Here is a 21416-nt window from a genome sequence, read left to right as displayed (position 1 = left end):
TCGGGTGTGCGAGAAGTGGTCAGGGAAACAGGCCGCGGGTCAGATGGGCCTCGGCGACGCGGCTGACTGCGGTGACGGTCGCTGCTTGTCGCAGTGTCAGATCTCGCCGGGTGGCGGTGTCGAGGACCGACTTCCACCCTTGTTTCATCCGGCTTTCGAGACGTTGTTCGACTTCGTCGGCGGTCCACTGGTACGCCTGATTGCCTTGTGCCCACTCGAAGTACGAGACGATCACGCCGCCGGCGTTCGCGAGTATGTCGGGGACGACGAGAACGCCGCGAGCGTGGAGGATTTCGTCCGCTTCGGACGTGGTGGGCCCATTCGCGCCTTCGACGACGATGGATGCTTGGATCCGGTGGGCGTTGGCTGCATTCACCACACCTTCCACTGCGGCGGGTACCAGTAGATCGACGTCGAGGGTGAGGAGATCGTCCGAGTCGATGGTGTCTGCGCCGACGAATCCGACAACGGAACCAGTTTGTGCGACGTGAGCTTGCAACGCTGCGATGTCGAGCCCGGCTTTGTTGTGCACGGCGCCATATCGGTCGGACACGGCGATCACCTGCACGCCTGCTTCGGCCAGGAATTGCGCGCTGCCCGATCCCACCTTGCCGAATCCCTGCACTGCTGCGCTCGCGCGTGACGGTGTCGCCCCGCGGTAGGCCAGGGCTGCGAGTGCGATGTGAACCACCCCGCGCGATGTCGCGGACTGTCGCCCCAGAGATCCCCCGAGATTGACAGGTTTTCCGGTGACCACTGCCGGAACGGTATGGCCGACGCTGGTGGAGTAGGCGTCCATGATCCAGGCCATGGTCTGCTCGTCGGTGCCGATGTCGGGTGCCGGAATGTCGGTGTCGGGACCGATGATCGGCAGGATCTCGTTGGTGTACCGGCGCGTGACCCGCGAGAGTTCGGCGGTCGAATAGTTGGCCGGGTCGAGAGTGATCCCGCCTTTCGCACCGCCGTACGGTACGTCGAGAAGCGCGCACTTCCACGTCATCCACATCGCGAGGGCTCGTACCTCGTCGAGCGTGACGTCGGGACTGTAGCGGAGTCCGCCCTTGGCCGGCCCGCGCGAAAAGTTGTGCTGCACGCGGTAACCCGTCAGTACTTCGACAGTCCCGTCGTCGCGTCGCAGCGGTATCGAGACTGCCATTTCACGTCGCGGCTTTGCCAAGAGCTGATGTAAGCCCTCATCGTAGGCGAGCAGCTCGACGGCGGCGGAAAGTTGTCTCAGTGCGTCGTCGAGTGGGCCGGCGTTCACCACGGCCGTGGCGGCAGCAGATGCAGTAGTCAAGGCACAAGCCTTTCAGGAGATGTGAGTGTCGATGCCCCAACCCGTCCACCGCGACAGCCTCACGGGAGGCAGTAGATGGTGCGATGGATGTCAGGCTTCGAAGAGGTGGGGTATGTCGGCGGCCGTGTCCTGCCCGGTCCCGATAGTCAGGCCATCGAGACCGGTCGAAGCTGGCCGCGGTGGGCTCAGAGATTCATGCACAATCTGCGAGCATCGAAGATTGCCGCGTGAATCCCTCTGTGCGAGATCGCATCTCCAACGCGATAAAGGCGGAACGAGTCGTCCGGCGCGTCTGGATCGACGGGCTGGGCGGTGCCCGCTACGAACGCGTCGAGGTCGATCTCTCCGCGATTGCTCGACTGCTCTCGGAGCTCGTCGTAGACGTCAATGAACGGTGTGGTTCCCTGCTCGACGACGACTTTGTCGACCACTCTCGTGGAGATTTCGTCGGTCATCGTATTGCGGAGCGTTGCCGTGAGCTTGCCGTCGACTCGTTTGACGCCCCGGAGTTCTTGATCCGGCGTGACGTGTACTCCACCGTCGTAGAGAATTTTGCGGTATTCCGCGATGATGGTATGTCCGACGTCGTGGCCGACCGCCTCGTCGTAGGTGACGAACTCGATGCTGTTTCCAGCGCCAGTTGCCAGGTGCTCGGCTACCACCAAGGCATGCTCGCCGCCGTTGTCGTCGTAGATCAGAATGGATTTGTTCGCCGGCGCGGCGACGTTGAGTACGTCGGAGGAAGTCTCGACGAGCTCGTCTCCGCCCTCGGGCAGTGCGGTGTTGGGCATTCCGCCGGCGGCGATGATGACGACCTGTGGGCTTTCGGCGAGAACGTCGGCCCCATCCATATAGGCACCGAGTTTGATCCGGGCACCTGCCAGCTTGGCTTCTTCTGCGAGCCATTCGGTGATGGATCGTTTTTCCGAATTACGGTGCGTGCGCGACAAGGTGAGCACCTGACCACCGATGAGGCTGCCCGCCTCGAACAGTGAGACGTCGTGACCGCGTTCGGCGGCAACTCGGGCAGCTTCGAGGCCCGCGGGCCCGCCTCCGACGACAACGACGCGCAGATGCTGCGTGCCGCGCGAGATCAGTTGCGGGATAGTGGACTCGCGCCCAGTTGCGGGGTTGTGGATGCATTGCATCTCCCTGCCGTTGAGGCAGAAGCTGGCTCCCACGCACGGCCGAATGCGATGTTCTTCGCCGGCCTCGAGTTTGCGGACGATGTGCGGATCCGCGATGTGGGCACGCGTCATCCCGGCCATGTCGATGAGACCTTCGCGGAGCGCGTACCGAGCGGTGGCGAGGTCGGCGATTCGGCCGGCGTGGAAGACGGGTTCGCTCACCGCGGCCCGGATGCGTTCGGCAATGGGTAGGTAGACCCCCAAGGGGGTACCGGAGGAGGGAATCTGTCGACCTAGCTCCCGGTGGGTGAAACCACTTCCGTACATGACATTGAAGAAGTCGAGTTGCTTGGTTTCCGAGAGCCGTTGCGCAATGGCAACGCATTCGTCCTCGGACAGGCCTTCGGCCGATGCTTCCTTACCCGGTATACGGATCGCGACGATGAAGTCCGGTCCCACTGCGGTTCGGACGGTGTCGACGACCTGCAGCAAGAACCGCATTCGGTTCTCGAAGCTGCCACCGTATTCGTCGGTGCGTTGGTTGGCGCGGGGGGCGATGAACGTGTCGGGGAGGTGACCGCTCATGGCCGCGATCTCCACGCCGTCGAGCCCGCCGTCGCGCACGCGGCGAGCCGCGGCGGCGTACGCCTTCAACACGCGCGTGAAGTCGTGATCTTCCATCGGCTTGGGAAAGCTGCGGTGCGCGCGCTCACGGATCGGGGAGGGTGCGATGGTCGGGAGGAAGTCGACTCGGTCGTCTGCTCGCCGCCCGAGGTGACTGATCTGCACCATCGCCTTCGCGCCGTGCGCGTGGAGGCGATCTGCCACGGTCCGGTACCAGGGAATGATCTCGTCCACGCCTGCGTCGAACGCACCGAAATGACTGTGCGAGTCAGCCGAGACGAAGCTCGAACCGCCGAACATGATCAGGCCCTGACCACCGATCGCTTTCTCTTCCAGGTATCGCACGTACCTCTCGTCCGGGATGCCGGACTCGGGCACGAAGCCCATCGGTGCGTGGGCGGTGGTGAAGATGCGATTCTTCAGGGTCACGCCTTTGATCGTGAGTGGTTCCAGAAGCGGATCCATAGGTGAGCCTTTCGTATTCAGCGTCTCGAAAGATGATTTCGCGACTCCCCGGAGAGCTGAGGTGTCTGCGAGATCTGAAGCGGTATGTGCGAGCCGCCGGGGGCTGACCGCAGGCTCTCGTCGAGCGTAACACCGCTGTGTATAACAGTGCGACAGTTATACGTTTAACGCAACTGTTACCCCAAAAACACGAGCACGATCAACTAACGCTCCATGATGGGTGCCGTTCATGTATAACTGTGAGACAGTATGCCGGAGTGACTCAGATCACCGTGCCCGCCCGGCGACCGTCACTGTCCGCGTACGCCCAGACCAAGCCCACGGCAACCGGTACCGGTTCGTGTACCGCCCCATCAGGAGAAGCTCATGAAACTCAGGCTCATCAGAACCGCTGCCGCATGTGTCGGCGTGGTTGCCATCACCGCCACCGCTGCCTGTGGAAATTCCGATCCGGCACCGAGCACCTCGGCCGAATCGGCGCGAGTGGCTGAGATCGCCGACCTCGTGCCCGCCGCGATCAGCTCGAAGGGCGAACTGTCCATCGGAGCCGCTGCGTACGCGCCGGCAGTCATCGCCCCCGGATCCGACGGCCAACCCAGCGGCTGGGAGGTCGCGCTGATGAACGAAGCGGCGGCCGTGATGGGACTGACGGTCAACTACACGATGATTCCGTTCGACGGCATCCTCACGGGACTCGAGGCCGGTCGCTACGACGCCGGGGTCGGCGAGGTCGCCGTACGGCCCGAGCGGGTGGAACGAGTCAACTTCGCCGTCAACCACACCACCTCCAACGTATTCTTGACCTCCACGGAGAACCCGCGGGACACCTACTCATCGATCCAGGATGCGTGCGGCTCGAACATCGGAGTGATGATCGGGACCAACGAAGCAGCCGCGGCTAACGACGTCGTGGCCGAATGTGAAGCTGCCGGGAAGCAAGGCACCCAGGTCACTACATTCCAAGATCAGAGCACGGTCAACCTGGCACTGAGCGAAAACCGCGTCGACGTCGACCTCACCACCGACGGACAAGCCGCCTACGTCCTCGATCAGACCGGCGACAAGTTCAAGATCACTCCTCTCGGCTTCGGTCCCACCGTCGAGACCGGTGTCGCGTTCCAGAAGACGGCCGACGGTGCCGCGTTCGCGGACGCCTACTCCAAGGCCATCGATCACCTCATCGAATCCGGCCGCTACCAGGCGATCCTCGACGAATTCGTCGCCGGTCTCGGCCCTATCGAAGCCAGTAAGACCTACACCGAGACCAGCCAACTCGCAGGCCAGTGAGCAAACAAGGATCCGACATGAGCAATACCCTGGCTGCGGCCGACACCTCCGACGACACACGACTCGATCCCACCGCACTTCCACCGACCGAGATCGTCCCACTTCGGCATCCGTTCCGGGCGCTATCCGCCCTGCTACTTCTGTTCCTCGCTGTCTGTTTCGGCTACTCGGTAGTCACCAACAAAAATTACGAATGGGGCATCGTCGGCAGCTACCTGTTCGACGACCGAATCCTCACCGGCCTAGGACGAACACTGCTTCTGACTGCCTTCGCCATGTCGGTCGGCATCGTGCTGGGCATTGTCGTCGCCACCTGCCGGCTCTCGGAAAACAGAGTGCTGTCCACGTGTGCTAATGCCTACCTCTGGTTCTTTCGTGGAACACCGCTGTTGATCCAGTTGATCTTCTGGTTCAACCTCGCAGCCCTGTACCCACGAATCGGCCTTGTGCTGCCATTCGGTGGACCCGAAATCTTCGGATTCGAGTCGAACACCGTCCTGACGGTCTGGGTCGTGGCACTGCTCGGATTGAGCTTGAACGAGGCCGCGTACATGGCCGAGATCATCCGCGGCGGGCTACTGGCCGTGTCGCAGAACCAAACCGAGGCCGCACGAGCTCTCGGCATGAACCAATTCCTCGCGTTCCGCCGAATCATCCTGCCTCAAGCGTTACGGGTAATCGTCCCGCCCACCGGCAACCAAGTCATCGGAATGCTGAAGTACAGCACGCTGGTCAGCATCATCGCCCTACCGGATCTGCTGTATTCAGCGCAGCTGATCTACTCGCAAAACTTCCAGACGATCCCACTGCTGATCGTGGTGTCCATCTGGTACCTGCTCTGCACGACCATCCTGACCGTCATCCAGCGGTACATCGAACGGTACTACGGCCGCGGGATCAGAAGCTCCAGCCAGACAGCCCTGAAACCAAGATTACGTATGCGTAATCGAGCCAAGAGTCGTGAACCGCTTCACAATCAGCAACTGAACAACAGCACACCGAAGGTGGATCCATGACCGTCAACGAAATCGACCACCGCACCTCCGTCGAGGATCCGATCGTCCGAATCTGCGGACTGCACAAAAGCTTCGGCGTACTCACCGTCCTCGACGGTATCGACCTGGAGGTCGAACGCGGCACCGTGGTGGCCATACTCGGTCGCTCAGGATCCGGGAAGAGCACGATGCTGCGCTGCATCAACCACCTCGAACGACCGACCGCCGGGGCCGTCGTCGTTGACGGCCAAGTAGTCGGTCACCGCATGAAAGCAGGAAAACTCTTCGAGCTGACTCCCCGCCGCGCAGCCGCGCAGCGCGCAAACATCGGCATGGTTTTCCAGTCATTCAACCTGTTCCCACACATGACGGTGCTCGAAAATCTCATGGAAGCCCCGCTACGAGTTTCCGGACGCGACAAGGGTCCGTGTCTCGAAGACGCCCGGCGGCACCTCGAACAGGTCGGACTCGCGGCCAAGGCAGATGCTTACCCGGGAACGCTGTCCGGTGGGCAGCAGCAGCGAGTTGCCATCGCCCGCGCACTCATGATGAATCCGGCTGTCATGCTTTTCGACGAACCCACATCCGCCCTCGATCCAGAACTGGTCGGGGAAGTCCTCGACGTCATGAAAGGCCTCGCCAAAAGCGGTATGACCATGCTTGTAGTGACACACGAAGTGGGCTTCGCCAGGGGAGTCGCCGACAAGGTGGTCTTCATGTCGAACGGGCGAATCGTCGAACAGGGGCCACCGTCTCAGGTGATAGACAACCCGAGCCATGACGACACCAAAGCGTTCCTTCGGAATCTGCTGTGAAACGAATCTGAGCCGTGTAGCTGGCGGACGCTAAAGTACCCGGCCTTCCGCAATCGACGACTAGTTAGCCGCCGACTGCACGCGGACCACCTGCCCACGACCTGGGGGAAGCCTCACGTCTCTTCGGGGCGCGTCACCAGCGTCCGTCTGAAACAGCTGTGAGCCGACTCACGTGCATCGCTTCGAACGACTATGCGACAAGCAAGCACCTTACGATCCAAGCGCCTGGAAGTGCACGCAGTTCTCGGTATTTCGCTCACGCGGCAACAGGTACGCCGATGATGGCCGTTACCGCCGCACAGGTGGCACCGAGACAGCGAGGCGCGAATAACAGTTCAAGCTACAGTAGCGGGCACTAGTCGCAGATTGGTCCGCCACATCCGACGCATCGCCTATTCGTGCGTCGCCGATCACACCGGCACGGTTACTAGATGAAAATGCCGCGACCCCTGCGGTGTTCTTAGGCTGTCGGCCTTTGCAGGCCCGAACCTTGGGTCAGACGCGGGTGATTTGCTCGCCGGCAACCTGATTCTCGCGAAACTGAGCGAGCCGACTGATCGTGCATCCAGCCGGACACCGGCTCGTCGCCTGAGCCGAACAACAACGAACCTCGACTGTTCACTCGGTTGCACTCTGTCGACGCGTTCGGACAGTCTCAGGTTTGGCCGGTCGATCTGTCGCCGGAGAAGGCGGGCTGGACGTCCCGGAGCGAGCAAGGGCTGACGCGATTCGTTCGTTGAACTGGATTCGGGATAGACCGAACGCGACGTACAAGTCCTCGCTGGAAGGGCCTCCATATGGTGCCCATATCCGCGCGAACTGCAGCATCTGTTTCTCCTCCGTGGTCAGACCGGCGGCGATCGGCGCATTCGACGGGACATGTTGATGCACCTGATTCCGGCCTGGCTTCATGGTGCTTACCTCCTCAACGACGTGTTCGATTCGGCCCGGGGGAGACGCGACTACAGTATGGATAATGTAAGACAGTTGGGGCACATGTCAATGTTTGGCGTCGTAAGTGGGCATGACTACAGCGCGCAGAGTCAGCCAGACTTTTGCGCGCTACTGTCAGGTGTCGCCCGGCCAGCAAGTAGTTGGGCAAGGTGGTACGCGCTCCGGTCGGAAAACATCTCGACCTGGGTGCGGCACGAGAATCCGTCGGCGAGGAGGACCGCGTCTGTTGGAAGATCGCGAATTCCGGGCAGCAGTTGAGTTTCTGCGACCGCACGCGAGACATCGTGATGCTCGGGTACTATTCCGAAGTTTCCAGCCAGTCCGCAACACCCTCCGACAGTCCGGACATGGGCACCAGCCGACTCGAGCAGCTGGCGGTCTTGTTCCCAGCCCATTACGGCGTGATGGTGACAGTGGGGCTGAGCAAGTATCTGTAGGCCGGTGAGGTCTACAGGTACGAAGGTTTCGTCTCGGTTGAGCAACTCGGCAAGCGTCACCGTCGCGGATGCGACGGTGCGTGCAGCAGTCGAGTCGACAAGGTCACCTAGGTCTGACCGCAGCGCGGCGGTACAAGACGGTTCGATTCCTAAGATTGGAATACCGAGCTCCGCATAGGGGGCGAGGGTACGGACAGTCTTCAGCATCCGGGACCGCGCACCGTCGAGTTGGCCGGTTGAGGTCCACGTCAGGCCACAACAAACAGGGGTGGACGGAAGATGAATCCGATACCCGGCGTCACTCAGAACCTCGACGACTGCGGAAACGATTTCGGCCGAGAAGCTGTCGCTGAACGAATCGACGAACAAGAGGACTTCTTTTGCGTTCGATGGTCCGGTGCCGGATCTGCCGACTGCAGACTGCCACCGGCGTCGGCTAGAGGCTGTCGTGAGTTGAGGAAGTGGCCTGCGAGTGTCCATTCCCATCGATCTCTTGATAATCGGTTGAAGTACCGTGATCTGGCCGACCGCGTTGACAACGTGCGGTATTCGTCGTGCGAAACCGAGCCATCGGGGGAGTTGACCGAGCGTGTAGTGGGTTAGTGGCCGGAGTTTCCGCTTGTACTGCTGGAATAGGACCTCTGATTTGTAGGCCGCCATATCTACGCCCGTCGGGCAATCACTCCGACAACCCTTACACGACAGGCAAAGATCCAGTGCGTCGCGAACGGCCGGGCTCGATATTCCGGCGCGCCCGAGACTTCCAGTCAGCGCGTCCTGAAGAACGCGCGCTCGACCACGGGTGGAGTCCTTCTCATCGTGTGTGGCTTGGAACGACGGGCACATGACCGACGCACCTGGGTTAGGTGCCACGCACCGCCCAACTCCCGTGCAGCGATGTACCGCACCGACCAACCCATCGGAGTCGTGAGCGTAGAGAAGGCCAAGATCGACCGTGACGAGTGGTGCTTTTTCGTACCGGATGTCGCGGGCAACTGGCGCGGGGTCGGTGATCACCCCCGGATTCAAAAGACCCAAAGGATCGAAAAGATGTTTGACCGCGCCGAACAAGGCCAGGGCATTGGGCGAGTACATGTACTTGAGCAGGTCGCTTCGCGCACGGCCGTCTCCGTGTTCTCCGGACATGGAACCCCCATGAACGGCAACCAATTCAGCGCTGTCAATGAGAAATTGTCCGAATCGATCACGGCCGGAATGGTCGGTGAAGTCGAAGTCGATTCGCACGTGCACGCACCCGTCGCCGAAGTGGCCGTATGGCACACCGTGATATCGGTAATCGGCAAGGAGTTCTTCGAATTCTGCTAGATAATTCGCCAATTGCGTGGGAGGAACCGCCGCGTCTTCCCAGCCCGCATGCGCTGGCCTACCGCTCTCCGAACGTGCAACCAAGCCGGATCCGTCTTCACGGATTTTCCACAAGGCGGCCATTTCTGCAGCCGAGTCGACCACGCGGGCGCCGAGTGGGTTGGTTGCCACCCGAATCGCGTCGACTAGATCGTGTAGCTCGCCGGCGGTTTCGCCGACAACTTCCACGAAGAGCCAGCCACCGCCGCGGGGCATGTCAGGTACCGCAGACGGTCCCCGGGTGGCGCTCACTACATCGGTGATTCGGCGATCCAAACCTTCGCAGGTGATGACGGGGAAGCGCAAGACTTCCGGGACTGCGGCAGCCGCCGCGATCATGTTCTCGAATCCCAATACGATCAAAAGGCGATACGTTGCGTCACGCACAAGTTGGACGTCGGCCTCGAGTATCACACCTAGTGTTCCTTCTGTCCCGACCAATGCGCGCGTGACATCGAATCCGTTCTCGGGCAACAGGTGTTCGAGCGAGTATCCGGATATCTGTCGGCCGAATTTGCCGAACTCTGTGCGAATGGTCGCAAGCGATCTCGAGGTCAGCTCGCGCAGCGAATCGACCGCATCCGATGAATTGCCGGTGTTCAAAGAACCCAAACGCACGTGCTCACCTGAGCCGGTGAGGACATGCAGTCCGGCGATGTTGTCCGAGGTTCGGCCGTATCCCAGTGCGCGCGAACCACAGGCGTTGTTCCCGATCATCCCTCCGATGGTGCAACGACTGTGTGATGAGGGGTCGGGACCGAAGCGCAACTGGTGGGATAAAGCTTGCCGTTGTAGCGTCGCGTGCGCGGTTCCAGCTTGAACGCGAGCGGTAGACGCGTCGAGGTCGATGCCCAGGACTTGATTCAAATGCCGACTGTGGTCGATCACCACGCCAGGTCCAATGGCATTGCCTGCAATCGACGTGCCTGCCCCGCGACTGGTGATTGGGACTCGGTACTCGCGACAAGCAATGACGATCGCCTCGACCTCCTCACTCGACTGGGGAAACGCGACGCAGGCGGGTGCAACTCGGTATATCGATGCGTCGGATGAGTACGTCGATCGAGCAAGCTCTGAATCGTCCACTGCGATTCGGTCGCGGCGCAGGGACTTGACCAGTGACACGGAATCGCCACGTGTTGCTGACCGCGGCAACGCCGAAGGCCCGTCTGGAGTAGTCATTGTGCGATGATGCACAATTTTTCGATCGTCAGCTCGGAGGCTGTCCACTCCGGCCCCTCTTTTGTGTTTCCGGAATCGCGAATCCCGCCGTAGGGCATGTTGTCGGTACGGAACGACGGCGATTCGTTGACCAGAACAGCCCCGAAATCGAGAGCATTCATGACGGTCAGCGCTCGCGTGATGTCAGATGTGAACACCGAAGCCTGTAGTCCGTACGCCGAATCATTGGCCATGGAGATCGCGGTTTCGATATTATCGAAGGTAGCCACACCCATTACGGGCGCAAAGGCCTCGTTCTGCATCAACGCACTATTTTGAGGCGCGTCACTGATGACGGTCGGTAATAGAACGCCGTCTGACCGTCGCAGTCCACCGGTCCGCACACAAGCTCCTGCGGCTACCGCCTCGGACAGTGTTGCAAGGGTCTTTTCAGCTGTTCGGTCGTCTATGACCGGCCCACACACGACATCATCGGATGTCGGGTCACCCACGCCCAACCTCTCGGTTGTAGCGATCAGTCTATCCAGCAATAAGTCGCGGACGGATTCATGAACGTACACTCTCTGTACAGAGACACATGTCTGGCCGGCGAAACCGAACGCATTCGGGGCTAATACCGATGCAGCGAGTTCGATGTCGGCGTCGGCGTCCACGATTGCAGGGCTGGCGTTTCCCAGCTCGAGTAGAACTTTTTTGCCCGTGGCTCGACTTGCTATATGACGACCCACCGGGACGGATCCGGTAAAGCTAATCGCAGCGACACGTTGGTCTTCGATGATGACCTGGCCGATCTCCTCCGGGCTTCCTGGTACTACCGACAGCCACCCCGCCGGTAGGCCCGCTGACTCCAGCACGTCCGCAAGTGCGAAGGCGGTCAGTGGTGCCTGAGGCGCTGGTTTCAGCACCACGGGGCAACCCGCTGCCAAAGCCGGAGCCAGTTTGTGCGCTACGAGGTTCAGTGGGAAATTGAACGGCGTTATCGCAGTTACGACTCCGATCGGCAAGTTCTGGGTGAAGGCGATCTTGCCCGCCCCGGCCGCTGTCGCGTCCATGGCAACGACAGACCCCGCCGATAGCCGGGCAACAGCGGCTGAAAGTCGGAAGGTGTCGATTGCGCGATCCACCTCTCCCCTCGCCATGGATATCGGTTTCGCAACTTCCGCGCAGATCAGAGCCGCGATCTCCTCGCGTCGCCCAGTCAAAGTCACTGCCACTCGATCGAGGATGGCTGCCCGCTCATGCGCGGGCAGGTTTTGCCGCAGCGTGTCGTGAGCGATCGAGACGGCACGCTCGGCTTGATCGGCACTAGCCTGACCGACAGTGCCAACTAGGCGACCTGTAAACGGGTCATGCACATCGCACCGAAGTGCGGTGTCGTATTCGCGATTACCTAAACGCACTCCCCTGTCTACGACAGCACATGAGACCGCTCGAACTTTCGGAGTCGTCTTGGAGGGCATACGGAGATTCCTTCATGGTGTGCGCCGAATGCAGCAGTTCCCGGCGTCTGTTGAACTTTTGGACCGAGTTGGTTTCCCGACGTTACCAAACGATTGGCAAGCCCGCTAGCTGCTGCTACGGTTCCGGTTGTAACGGCTGATTACTGGCGTCGGATGTAGGAGGAGGGTGCAGGGCTCGATGCTCGAGTACGATGCGGGCTTTTGTGAGGTGGCGGATGGCATCTGGTCTGCGCGGTACGGCTGGCACGATGTGAACGTCACTTTGATCTGCGGAATGTCGGGAGTTCTACTCGTTGACACGCACGCGTCGCCCCAGGCGATGTCATCAGTATTGGAAGAGGTCAAAAGGTTGGGCATCGGCGAGATCACTGCCGTTGTCAATACCCACGAACACTTCGATCACGTCTTCGGAAATGCTGCAGTCCGTGCGGCGCTTCCGAACGTGCCCATTCATGCGACTCGGCGCGCCGCCCAGCGGACTTCGGCGTCAGCCGACTACTTCAAGAACCGCGTGAGGCAAGCGATGGCGAGGAGCGAATCGTTCGACCCCAGAGATATGGACATCCTGGAAGCGATCGTCGAGCCCGCCTCTCATGTGTTCGACAGGCGGACATCGATCGACATGGGCGGGCGTGTCGTCGAACTTGTTCACCCCGGGCCCGCGCATACAGCGGGAGATTTGGTCGTGTGGGTCCCGGACGCCAACGTGATGGTTGTGGGTGACTTACTGGAAGCGACCGGCCCGCCCGTGTACGTCGACGACTGTTACCCGCTTGAATGGGCCACCGCCCTCGACGAAATTTACGAGTTCCTAGATCCAAGATCTCTCCTGTTGCCCGGTCACGGACCGATCGTTGATCTTTCGTGGGCGCGAGGTCAGCAAGCTGAAATCAACGACGTCGCGGCCATGATTCGTCAGTTGTGGTGCGACGAAGTACCCGTCGAGCGCGCCGTAGAGTCTGGAGCTTGGCCGTGGCCAATCGACTGGCGCTTCGACGGTGCGCTGTCGGCCGGGTATCGGCACATGTCACTTGCAGCCGAGCGTCAGTCAGGCTAGCTTTCGACGAGCCAAACGATTGGCTTCCACCTGAAGATGCGGCGGGTTGGAAACAGAGAGTAATGCCTCACTACGACCGAGACGGTGAAATTCAAATGACTCGATATGCGACACCACTCCCGTTCATAAACGGAAAGTTCACAGTCCCTTCCGGCGAAGAGGTCGATAGGTTGGTCGATCCCTCCAGCCTGGAGTCCATCGCCGAGGTCCCCCGGTGCAGCCCCGCAGACGTCGATCGCGCGGTCCGCTCTGCCGACGAGGCATACCGGAAATACTGGCGAAAAACTACACCTTCGCAACGGAGTTCGATGTTGCTGAAAGTGGCTCGTGCGATCGAGGACCGCACCGAAGAATTTGCTCAACTCGAGTCTCGCAACGCCGGAAAACCGATCTCGGCTGCCCGTGGGGAGATCGCCTCGGTTGTCGACAGCCTGCAATTCTTTGCGGGTGCTGCTCGGACCTTGGAGGGGGCGGTGGCCGGCGAGTACCTGCCGGGTATGACTTCAATGTTTCGGCGCGATCCACTTGGCGTCGTCGGGCAGGTGGCACCGTGGAACTACCCGTTGATGATGGCGATCTGGAAGTGCGGGCCCGCTTTGGCAGCAGGAAATGCTGTTGTGCTCAAACCTGCAGAGACAACCCCACTGACGACTTTGCTACTGGCGGAGGTTGCTGCCGAGTTCCTGCCCCCAGGAGTACTGAACGTGGTTACTGGCGCTGCCGCCACGGGCGAAGAGTTGGTCGGGAACCCGCTCGTCAAGATGGTGTCGATAACCGGATCCACTGCCGCGGGTAGACGTGTTGCGGAGCTGAGCGCCCGCGGACTCAAGCACGCACATCTCGAACTGGGAGGCAAGGCGCCGGTGGTGGTATTCGATGACGTGGATATCGACGCCGCCGCCCGCATGATCGCTACAGTCTCGTTCTGGAACGCGGGTCAGGACTGCACCGCGGCAGCACGTCTGATTATTCAGGACTCCATATTCGATAAGTTCGTCGATGCGCTGACCTCTGCTGCGTCCGACATTGAAATGGGAGCGACCAACCACGAAGCGACCCGGCTCGGGCCGGTCAACAACATTCGTCAGTACGAGCGGATCCAAGGCTTCCTGGATCGATGCCCGAGCCATATCGAAAAGCTGCGCAGTAACGTCGCAGCAACACTCCCCGGCTATTACGTTGATCCTACGATCTTGGTCGGGGTCGAGCAGGGCGACGAGGTGGTTCAGCAGGAAATATTCGGGCCGGTCGTAACCGCGCAGTCCTTCAACTCGGCAGAGCAAGCACTCGAACTTGCGAACGGCACTGACTATGCGCTTGCTTCGTCCGTATGGACCAAGGATATCGACCGCGCCCTGTGGTTCACCCGCGAGCTCGATTTCGGCTGTGTGTGGGTAAATCATCACATCAGTGTTACGCCCGAATTCCCGCACGGCGGAGGGAAATCCAGCGGCGGAGGCAAGGATCTATCTACCTCCGTCGTCCACGAATATACCGAAGCCCGGCATGTGATGATTGGGTCGCTACAGCCGTAGAGATAAATTCACGACCCCATAGCGTGGTAGTCACGGTCGGGCCACAAGGCGAATTTTTTTGCGTGGCCCAACCGTGATGACGACTGAGCGGACTAGTAGGTAACCACGGAGCGGCGTCCGCGACCTGCCTTCATTTCCTCAAAGGCTTGTGGCACGTTGGTGAGGTCAATTCTCGTACCGACAAGTTCGTCGAGCGGCAATTTTCCGGACAGGTAAAGGTCAGCGATCATCGGGAAAGTCAGAGCAGGTGTGGCCCCTCCGTAGCTACAACCTAGAATGGATTTTCCGTTCATCGTCACGTCGAGCAAATTCAGTGGCAAGGGATTTGCGCCGGAGGGCATTCCTACCAAAACCGTAGTGCCGTCAGGGGCCGTCATGTCTACGCACTGCCCTGCCGTGTCTACGCGTCCTGCAGCCTCGAATGCGTATTCGACTCCATAGGACGTCAACGCCATGACCCGATCAACGACACTGCCCTCGTTCGCGTTGACGACGTGGGTGGCACCGGCTGCTCGGGCAGCGTCGAGCTTCTCGTCGGACATATCGACGGCAATGATTGGGTTCGCGCCGGCCAAAGCCAGCCCCATGATCACTGACAGTCCCACTCCGCCGCAGCCGACAACAGCTGACGAACTGCCTGAGGTGACCTGAGCAGTGTTCAGAACGGCACCTATTCCAGTGGTTGCCGCACAGCCGATCAGAGCCCCGATCTCGAAGGGGAGTTCCTTCGGCATGGTTATTGCCCCCGACTCGGGCACGACCGCATACTCTGCGAAGCTGCCGACGTTGAGAAACGCGTAGACGCTTGCTTCGTCCCGTCGGAGCCTGGTCGTACCATCTGCCATCAGCGCGTCGTTGGCCGTGGTGTTGCGACAGGCCCATTGGCGCCCGCTTATGCAGTAACTGCAGATGCGGCATGGGGCGAACCATGACAGCGCCACGTGGTCGCCGATTCTGGAGGTAGGTACTCCTTCCCCCACTGACTCGATGATTCCGGAACCCTCATGGCCTAGTACGACGGGCGATTTGCCACCCCAATCGCCGGTCACGACATGAAGATCGGAGTGGCACACGCCGCTTGCGCGCATGCGTACTCGAATTTCACCTGGTCCGGGCGGTAAAACGTCCAGTGCCGTCAGCTCCAGACCTGAGCCGTCGGTGAACATCATTGCGTCGGCCTTTATTCGATTCAAGACAGTTCCTTCCGAGAACGTCGGGGGTTGGTAGGGGATGGAAGCGTGGAAACCCGGAGATTGTGCCAATCGTTTGTCATTCTCTGTCTACATCGTGTCAATTGCAAGGTTCCGCGCACCTGCTCGGGTCTGATGGCGCCGGGCTTGGGCATGTACAGGAGCGTGGGGTGTGTACGGCGCTGAGACCGCCGGATGAGAAGTGCGCTTGTTACAACCGTGTGTATCGGAGGGGGGGTTTGAGTCGTGCACGTTAAACCTTCGCCCGCCACCTTGCGAGCGACGTACGTCACAGCTAGAGTCGAAGCCAATCGTTTGGCACCGACGGCGGACGGAAGCGGACCATTGAATGATCAACAATCTGCTCTCTCTGCCAGACGCCCCGACGAGTCAGCAGTCATCTCACGTCGGATGTCACCGACCGTATTGAACGGAGATCAAGATGAAGAAGTCCAGTGCGGCTCTAGCGCTTGTCGCCAGCCTGGGGCTGGTAACGGCCTGCGGAGGTGGTGCAGGAACTGGTGACGCGATGACGTTCGTGTCCTGGGGCGGTGACGGGCAAGATTTGGAGGAGCAGTACTGGACGACTCCGTTCGCTGAAGAAAACGGGATCACAGTGGTTCAGGACGGTCCCACGGACTATTCGAAGATTCAAGCAATGGTGGAAGCGGGTAACGTCTCATGGGACGTGGTTCAGGTCGATTCCAGCGTGGCAATCAACCAGTGTGACAGGTTCTTCGAACCACTCGACACCAGTGTTATCGATATGTCGAGTATCGACGATTCGGTGAAGTTCACCGAATGCGGTCTTCCAGTTCTTCAGCAAGGCTATGTGATGGTGTACAACACCGAACTGTTTGGAGACAATCCGCCGACTTCCATGGCGGACTTCTACGACACGAGTAAGTATCCGGGCAAGCGAGGGATCTACAACTACGCGGCTCCAGGTCAATTTGAAATGGCGCTGCTCGCAGATGGAGTCCCGGCGGACCAGATGTACCCGGTGGACTACGAGCGGGCACTCGACAAGCTGGCCACAATTCGCGATGACATTTCGTGGTACGGAACCACGGCTCAGTCCGTTGAGCAGCTCAACTCCGGGTCAGTAGCCATGTCGCTCGTTTACAGTGGCAGGGCATACACCGCGGCTCAGGATGGAGCTCCCTATGCGCCAGTTTGGAGTACCGGCTACCGGTCGACGGACCAGTTGGTCATTCCGAAAGGTGCACCGCATGCGCAAGTTGCCCAGCAGTTCTTGAACTACATTGCGCAACCTGGTCCGCAGGAAGCGCTCGCCGCTGTTGTGCCGTATTCACCGACAATTACCGGAGCCACTGTCGAGCAAGATGAACTTGCTACCGAGTTTTCTCCCACATCTCCGAGCCATATCGATCAGACCCACGTAGTGGACCAGGCGTGGTGGGGATCAAACGTCGACGCGGTGGACCAGGCGTGGACCGCGTGGCAGGCCGGGTAGGGCCATGACGCAGTTGACGAAATTCGATGACGAAACTGCCTCAGTGGTACCCGCCAGCGCCAATCCGAGATTTCGGCGATTGTTGCGAAAGGGAGGTTGGTTATGGCTCGCCGTACCCGCGCTACTGATGATTGTAGTTCTGTTCGCTTGGCCAACTGTCGAAACCCTACGTCGAAGTTTCACTGACTATCAGGCCCCTCAGGCTGGTGGGTTTGACAATTACACGTGGTTCTTGGGCGACTCTGTCAATCTCCGTATCCTACTCCGCACCATGGTCACGGGTGTTCTTGTAACCTTGGGCTGTTTGGTCATCGCATATCCATACTCATATTTCATGACGGTGACCAAGCCCTTCTGGCGCGGATTGCTCTTGGGTATCATCCTGCTTCAATTCTGTTCTTCTCCGGTTGCGCAGACATTCGCCTGGGTCGTCATCCTGCAGGACAACGGACCACTCGACACATTGGGGCGATCACTTGGAATGGATCAACTTCAGCTGATGGGTAGCGTTCCTGGTGCTGGACTAGGAATGGTGCAGGCAATGCTTCCGTACATGATTCTTCCTCTCTACGCTACGATGTCAGGCATCGATCGAAGCCTTGTGCGCGCAGCTCACACACTCGGAGCGAGGCCCTCCGTCGCGTTCCTCAAGGTGTACGCGCCTCTCTCGATTCCGGGGGTACTCGCCGGCAGCCTCATGGTGTTCGTGATCTCCCTCGGCTTCTACCTGACACCTGCGCTGCTGGGTTCACCGAATCAGGTACTGCTTTCGCAGTATCTCTTCTCCCAGATCAGCACGCTTCTGGCGTGGGGACGAGGTGGTGCGATAGCAGCAGTCATGATCTTGACCACGGCAGTCATCTTGATCGCTGGGCGCAGGTTCATCCGGCCCGCATTGTCGTCCGTCAGCAACAACGTGAAGGGGCAGTGAAACTGTGTATCGGGTCAATCTCAGCAGAATCTTACTGCCCGCCTGGGCCTTTCTCGTTGCCGTCTGGGTACTTTCGCCAATCGTAGTTGTCACAATCATGAGTTTCACTGGCGCCGGGAGCTTCCGGTTTCCGCCCCCCGAATGGTCGACACGGTGGTACGAGAATTTCTTCACGAATCCCGGTTGGTACAACGCGTTGTCCAACTCGGTCCAAGTCGCGCTCATTGTTACCGTCCTCGCAACGGCTTTAGGCACCGTAGCTGCGCTGGGGCTGCAACGAGCTCGCTCGCGACGGATTTCAGCCGGTGTTCAGTCCCTGATCATGCTCCCTACGGTCGTGCCCGCCGTCGTTGCCGGAATTGGAATGTATTCACTGTTCCTTCAATGGCGCTTGTCCGGAACAATAATGGGATTCGTACTTGCCCATGTCGTTTTGGTTCTACCGTTCGTTGTGATCAGCGTCAGCGCATCCCTGCAGAACTTCGACCGCAATCTAGAGCAGGCGGCCGCCTCGTGCGGATCAACGCCGATCGCAACGTTCTTCCTGGTTACGGTCAGAATGATTCTGCCCGGAGTGCTGACAGGCGCACTGCTCGCTTTTCTGGGTTCTTTCAACGAAACCTTGGTGTCGATTTTTCTATCATCGCCGTTCCGGTCCACGCTTCCGGTCCAGATGTATTCGAGCGTCGCTCGGGACTCTGATCCGACGCTGGCGGCGGCCTCAGCACTAACCAGTGGTGTGACAGTGGCATTGTTCCTCGCTGTCGTTGCTGTCCGTATGACAAGGAGTAAAAATGCAGCATAATGCTCGGAGTGCAGCGGGCGTGTCGCTCGATCTGATCGATCTGACCAAGAACTATGGGAAGAACGGTGTCGTAAGGAATGTCGATCTTAGCGTCAAGCCAGGAGAGTTCCTAACTCTTCTAGGGCCTAGCGGCTCCGGCAAGACGACGACGCTGAGTATGGTGGCAGGCTTCACGCAGCAGACCTCCGGTAGCATCCGATTGGGTGGTAACGAGATCAATTCACTGCCGCCTCACAAACGGAACATCGGTGTTGTTTTCCAGAACTATGCGCTTTTTCCCAACATGAGTGCAGCGGAGAACATAGCTTTTCCCTTGAAGAGGCGGAAGATAGCAGGTGCTCAGGTCAAGGAGCGAGTAAAACAGGCTTTGGGGCTTGTACACCTCGAGCAGTATGCAGATCGTTATCCCCGAGAGCTTTCGGGAGGCCAGCAGCAGCGTGTTGCTCTGGCCCGGGCTGTGGTGTTCAATCCGCCGCTCCTGTTGATGGACGAGCCGCTTGGAGCTCTCGACAAGAAACTACGAGATACCTTGCAGGGCGAGATCAGACGCATTCATAGGGAGTTGGGCGTCACCGTAGTCCTCGTCACACATGACCAAGAAGAGGCATTGACGCTATCGGATCGTATCGCGGTGTTCAACGAGGGCAGGATCGAGCAGTGCGACACTGGCGAAAATCTGTATCGACGGCCGAACACTCGTTTTGTTGCCAATTTCTTGGGTGAGTCGAACATATTTACGGGTGACGCTGAGATGTACGATGAGCACGCGCTGGTGAAGGTAGGCGACACCCGAATCAAAGTGGATCGTTTCGGTTCCACGGCGGGGAAGCCTGTGTCGGTTTTGCTTCGACCGGAAGCGTGTGCCGTCGCAAGAGTTTCTGACGCGCATCAGTTCGACGGTTGTTCCCTCCCCGGGGTTGTGGCCGATCTGGTCTATCTCGGTTCGTCCCGTAGAATCGAAATCGACATACCAGGACATGGTCGAATTACAGTTCGTGAACCGGCACTGGAAGCGGACCGGTTGAGCGCAGGCGATCCCGTGGCAGTCTCCTGGGAGCACGGTGCCGCCACTGTAATTCCCGCTGAGCACGTGGGAGCGGCGTCGGAGCACTCAAGTGCGCCTCGTGAGGACTATCGCTCCACTCCCGATTCAGCGTCCACAGCTCGAATGTCCAACTTGTGATCCGACCAAGCCCAGTTGTCGTCGGGGACGTCGACTGACATCATTCCGTGCCCTGACATCGCCGAAATACTGAACGAAGGACTGTAGATAATGACTATCACAAACCCCTCGGCCAAAAGCCAGATATCGATCGCAGACCTACCCGACACCGGACTTCCTCGTGATGCTTACACAAGTGATGACTGGTTTGCTCATGAGCTGGACACTTTTTTCGCGGCACGCTGGCACTATGTAGGCCATGTTTCACAGTTGTCAAAAGCCGGTGACTTCATCAAATTCGATTTCGCCGACTATTCCGTGCTGGTTACGCGTAGCCGTTCGGGCGAAATCAGCGCGCTGCATAATGTATGCCGACATCGGGGATCCCGGTTGACGGATGATGCAAAAGGCAATTGCAAACGTGCTTTTGTCTGCTCCTATCATGGGTGGTCATACGGCCACGGCGGAGAATTGCTCGGCGCGCCGCGGATGCAAGCCGATTTCGATAAGTCCGCGTTTCCGCTCAAGCGTGCAGCCGTTGACGTGTGGGCGGGTCTGGTCTTTGTCAATTTCAGTGAGAGTCCCGCCACGACAGTCGCGCAACACCTCGCGGTGGCAGATCTCAGTAAGTACCGCCTGGATGAAACCAAGGTCGCCTGGGATGAGACCAAGGTACTGAAATGCAATTGGAAGGTCCTGTGGGAGAATGGTTTGGAGTGCTACCACTGCGCAATCAATCACCCGGAAGTCAGCAAGGTCATCCGTGTTGAGCGTGACGGCCCCCTCGGGACCGTCCTCCCGGACGGCGATTTCGACTGGACCAATGACTATCCTCTCAATTTCGAATCTTTGACAATTGACGGTAAATATGGAGTCAAAAAATTCTTGGGCGACCCGGAAACGCCTCAGCCCAACGCATCGTATCTTTCATGGCACTCGGGGTCGCTTGAAGTGGTTGTCCTCCCTGACTACGTGAAGATAACCAATTACAAGCCTTTGGATGCCCACACGACGGAAGCACGTGTGATTGGACTCGTCAACGCCGATGCACAAGAGGATGTCGACTACGATCTTGCGCACCTCCGTGAAGTAAGTATCGCTACGCGTTCACAAGACGATGCGTTGTGTGAGTTGATTCAGCGAGGACTCAATTCCCCCGCATACGAGCCGGGCCCCTTCAACGACACGTACGAGACGATCAATCGAAACTTCAAGAGGCTGTATCTCGAAGCTATTGGAAGGTGACGGTCG

15 protein-coding genes are annotated in these 21416 nt (G+C 59.4%); 10 read left to right on the top strand and 5 right to left on the bottom strand.

Features of this window, described 5'->3' with window-relative positions; all coding sequences use genetic code 11:
* Nucleotides 1–19: 19 nt before the first annotated feature.
* Together H292_RS0122835 and H292_RS0122830 are read right to left on the bottom strand one after the other, a co-directional pair.
* Nucleotides 20–1297, bottom strand: a complete 1278-nt coding sequence (locus H292_RS0122835) for a Glu/Leu/Phe/Val family dehydrogenase (protein WP_020112910.1) — start codon at nucleotides 1295–1297, stop codon at nucleotides 20–22.
* A gap of 185 nt (nucleotides 1298–1482) precedes the next feature.
* Entirely contained in the window at nucleotides 1483–3513 is a 2031-nt protein-coding gene (locus H292_RS0122830) for an NADH:flavin oxidoreductase (protein WP_020112909.1), read from the bottom strand.
* Nucleotides 3514–3879: 366 nt separating this feature from the next.
* Between H292_RS0122830 and H292_RS0122825 the strand changes: the two genes are divergently transcribed.
* The 3 genes from H292_RS0122825 to H292_RS0122815 are packed head-to-tail and all read left to right on the top strand — an operon-like array spanning nucleotide 3880 to nucleotide 6610.
* A complete protein-coding gene (locus tag H292_RS0122825; protein ID WP_020112908.1) occupies nucleotides 3880–4800 on the top strand; it encodes a transporter substrate-binding domain-containing protein in 921 nt (306 codons plus the stop codon).
* Nucleotides 4801–4817: 17 nt separating this feature from the next.
* Nucleotides 4818–5816 (top strand): amino acid ABC transporter permease, encoded by a 999-nt coding sequence (locus tag H292_RS0122820; RefSeq protein ID WP_081631897.1) that lies wholly within the window; start codon nucleotides 4818–4820, stop codon nucleotides 5814–5816.
* Nucleotides 5813–6610: an amino acid ABC transporter ATP-binding protein gene (locus tag H292_RS0122815; protein WP_020112906.1), complete on the top strand. Its 798-nt coding sequence runs from the start codon at nucleotides 5813–5815 to the stop codon at nucleotides 6608–6610. The genes H292_RS0122820 and H292_RS0122815 overlap by 4 nt, the downstream gene beginning before the upstream one ends.
* Nucleotides 6611–7653: 1043 nt before the next feature.
* Here H292_RS0122815 and H292_RS27435 read toward each other — a convergent pair.
* Nucleotides 7654–10548 (bottom strand): FAD-binding and (Fe-S)-binding domain-containing protein, encoded by a 2895-nt coding sequence (locus H292_RS27435; protein WP_051127784.1) that lies wholly within the window; start codon nucleotides 10546–10548, stop codon nucleotides 7654–7656.
* Nucleotides 10545–12008 (bottom strand): aldehyde dehydrogenase family protein, encoded by a 1464-nt coding sequence (locus tag H292_RS0122795; protein WP_081631893.1) that lies wholly within the window; start codon nucleotides 12006–12008, stop codon nucleotides 10545–10547. The genes H292_RS27435 and H292_RS0122795 overlap by 4 nt, the downstream gene beginning before the upstream one ends.
* A gap of 178 nt (nucleotides 12009–12186) precedes the next feature.
* On the opposite strand from H292_RS0122795, the gene H292_RS27430 reads away from it, so the two are divergent.
* Nucleotides 12187–13065, top strand: coding sequence for an MBL fold metallo-hydrolase (locus H292_RS27430; RefSeq protein WP_155949820.1), 879 nt, complete (start codon nucleotides 12187–12189; stop codon nucleotides 13063–13065).
* 95 nt (nucleotides 13066–13160) lie between these two features.
* Complete coding sequence (locus tag H292_RS0122785) at nucleotides 13161–14600, top strand: aminobutyraldehyde dehydrogenase (RefSeq protein ID WP_027499007.1); 1440 nt, start codon at nucleotides 13161–13163, stop codon at nucleotides 14598–14600.
* Between the two features lie 92 nt (nucleotides 14601–14692).
* On the opposite strand, the gene H292_RS0122780 is transcribed toward H292_RS0122785, so the two are convergent.
* Complete coding sequence (locus H292_RS0122780) at nucleotides 14693–15793, bottom strand: zinc-binding dehydrogenase (protein WP_155949819.1); 1101 nt, start codon at nucleotides 15791–15793, stop codon at nucleotides 14693–14695.
* A 439-nt stretch (nucleotides 15794–16232) separates the two neighbouring features.
* Between H292_RS0122780 and H292_RS27425 the strand changes: the two genes are divergently transcribed.
* The 5 genes from H292_RS27425 (at nucleotide 16233) to H292_RS0122755 (ending at nucleotide 21410) form a co-directional block, all read left to right on the top strand.
* Nucleotides 16233–17267: an ABC transporter substrate-binding protein gene (locus H292_RS27425; protein WP_020112899.1), complete on the top strand. Its 1035-nt coding sequence runs from the start codon at nucleotides 16233–16235 to the stop codon at nucleotides 17265–17267.
* 334 nt (nucleotides 17268–17601) lie between these two features.
* Complete coding sequence (locus H292_RS28820) at nucleotides 17602–18198, top strand: ABC transporter permease (RefSeq protein WP_020112898.1); 597 nt, start codon at nucleotides 17602–17604, stop codon at nucleotides 18196–18198.
* A 97-nt stretch (nucleotides 18199–18295) separates the two neighbouring features.
* On the top strand, nucleotides 18296–19003 hold the full coding sequence (locus H292_RS0122765; protein WP_020112897.1) for an ABC transporter permease: 708 nt from the start codon (nucleotides 18296–18298) through the stop codon (nucleotides 19001–19003).
* A 19-nt stretch (nucleotides 19004–19022) separates the two neighbouring features.
* The gene (locus H292_RS0122760; RefSeq protein ID WP_020112896.1) at nucleotides 19023–20186 is read left to right on the top strand and encodes an ABC transporter ATP-binding protein; all 1164 of its coding nucleotides are present in this window, start codon (nucleotides 19023–19025) and stop codon (nucleotides 20184–20186) included.
* 90 nt (nucleotides 20187–20276) lie between these two features.
* Entirely contained in the window at nucleotides 20277–21410 is a 1134-nt protein-coding gene (locus H292_RS0122755; protein WP_081631891.1) for an aromatic ring-hydroxylating oxygenase subunit alpha, read from the top strand.
* Nucleotides 21411–21416: the final 6 nt, after the last annotated feature.

The organism is Rhodococcus sp. 114MFTsu3.1 (genome assembly GCF_000383555.1).
GTDB lineage: Bacteria > Actinomycetota > Actinomycetes > Mycobacteriales > Mycobacteriaceae > Rhodococcoides > Rhodococcoides fascians_E.
Note: the sequence above shows the minus strand (reverse complement) of the source record. Positions and strands in the feature narration are given on the sequence as shown.

Coding starts and splice junctions, on each gene's coding strand:
- H292_RS0122830 (WP_020112909.1), bottom strand. CDS start 3,513: ATGGATCCGCTTCTGGAACCACTCACGATCAAAGGCGTGACCCTGAAG.
- H292_RS0122825 (WP_020112908.1), top strand. CDS start 3,880: ATGAAACTCAGGCTCATCAGAACCGCTGCCGCATGTGTCGGCGTGGTT.
- H292_RS0122820 (WP_081631897.1), top strand. CDS start 4,818: ATGAGCAATACCCTGGCTGCGGCCGACACCTCCGACGACACACGACTC.
- H292_RS0122815 (WP_020112906.1), top strand. CDS start 5,813: ATGACCGTCAACGAAATCGACCACCGCACCTCCGTCGAGGATCCGATC.
- H292_RS27435 (WP_051127784.1), bottom strand. CDS start 10,548: ATGACTACTCCAGACGGGCCTTCGGCGTTGCCGCGGTCAGCAACACGT.
- H292_RS0122795 (WP_081631893.1), bottom strand. CDS start 12,008: ATGCCCTCCAAGACGACTCCGAAAGTTCGAGCGGTCTCATGTGCTGTC.
- H292_RS27430 (WP_155949820.1), top strand. CDS start 12,187: ATGCTCGAGTACGATGCGGGCTTTTGTGAGGTGGCGGATGGCATCTGG.
- H292_RS0122785 (WP_027499007.1), top strand. CDS start 13,161: ATGACTCGATATGCGACACCACTCCCGTTCATAAACGGAAAGTTCACA.
- H292_RS27425 (WP_020112899.1), top strand. CDS start 16,233: ATGAAGAAGTCCAGTGCGGCTCTAGCGCTTGTCGCCAGCCTGGGGCTG.
- H292_RS28820 (WP_020112898.1), top strand. CDS start 17,602: ATGACGGTGACCAAGCCCTTCTGGCGCGGATTGCTCTTGGGTATCATC.
- H292_RS0122765 (WP_020112897.1), top strand. CDS start 18,296: ATGAGTTTCACTGGCGCCGGGAGCTTCCGGTTTCCGCCCCCCGAATGG.
- H292_RS0122755 (WP_081631891.1), top strand. CDS start 20,277: ATGACTATCACAAACCCCTCGGCCAAAAGCCAGATATCGATCGCAGAC.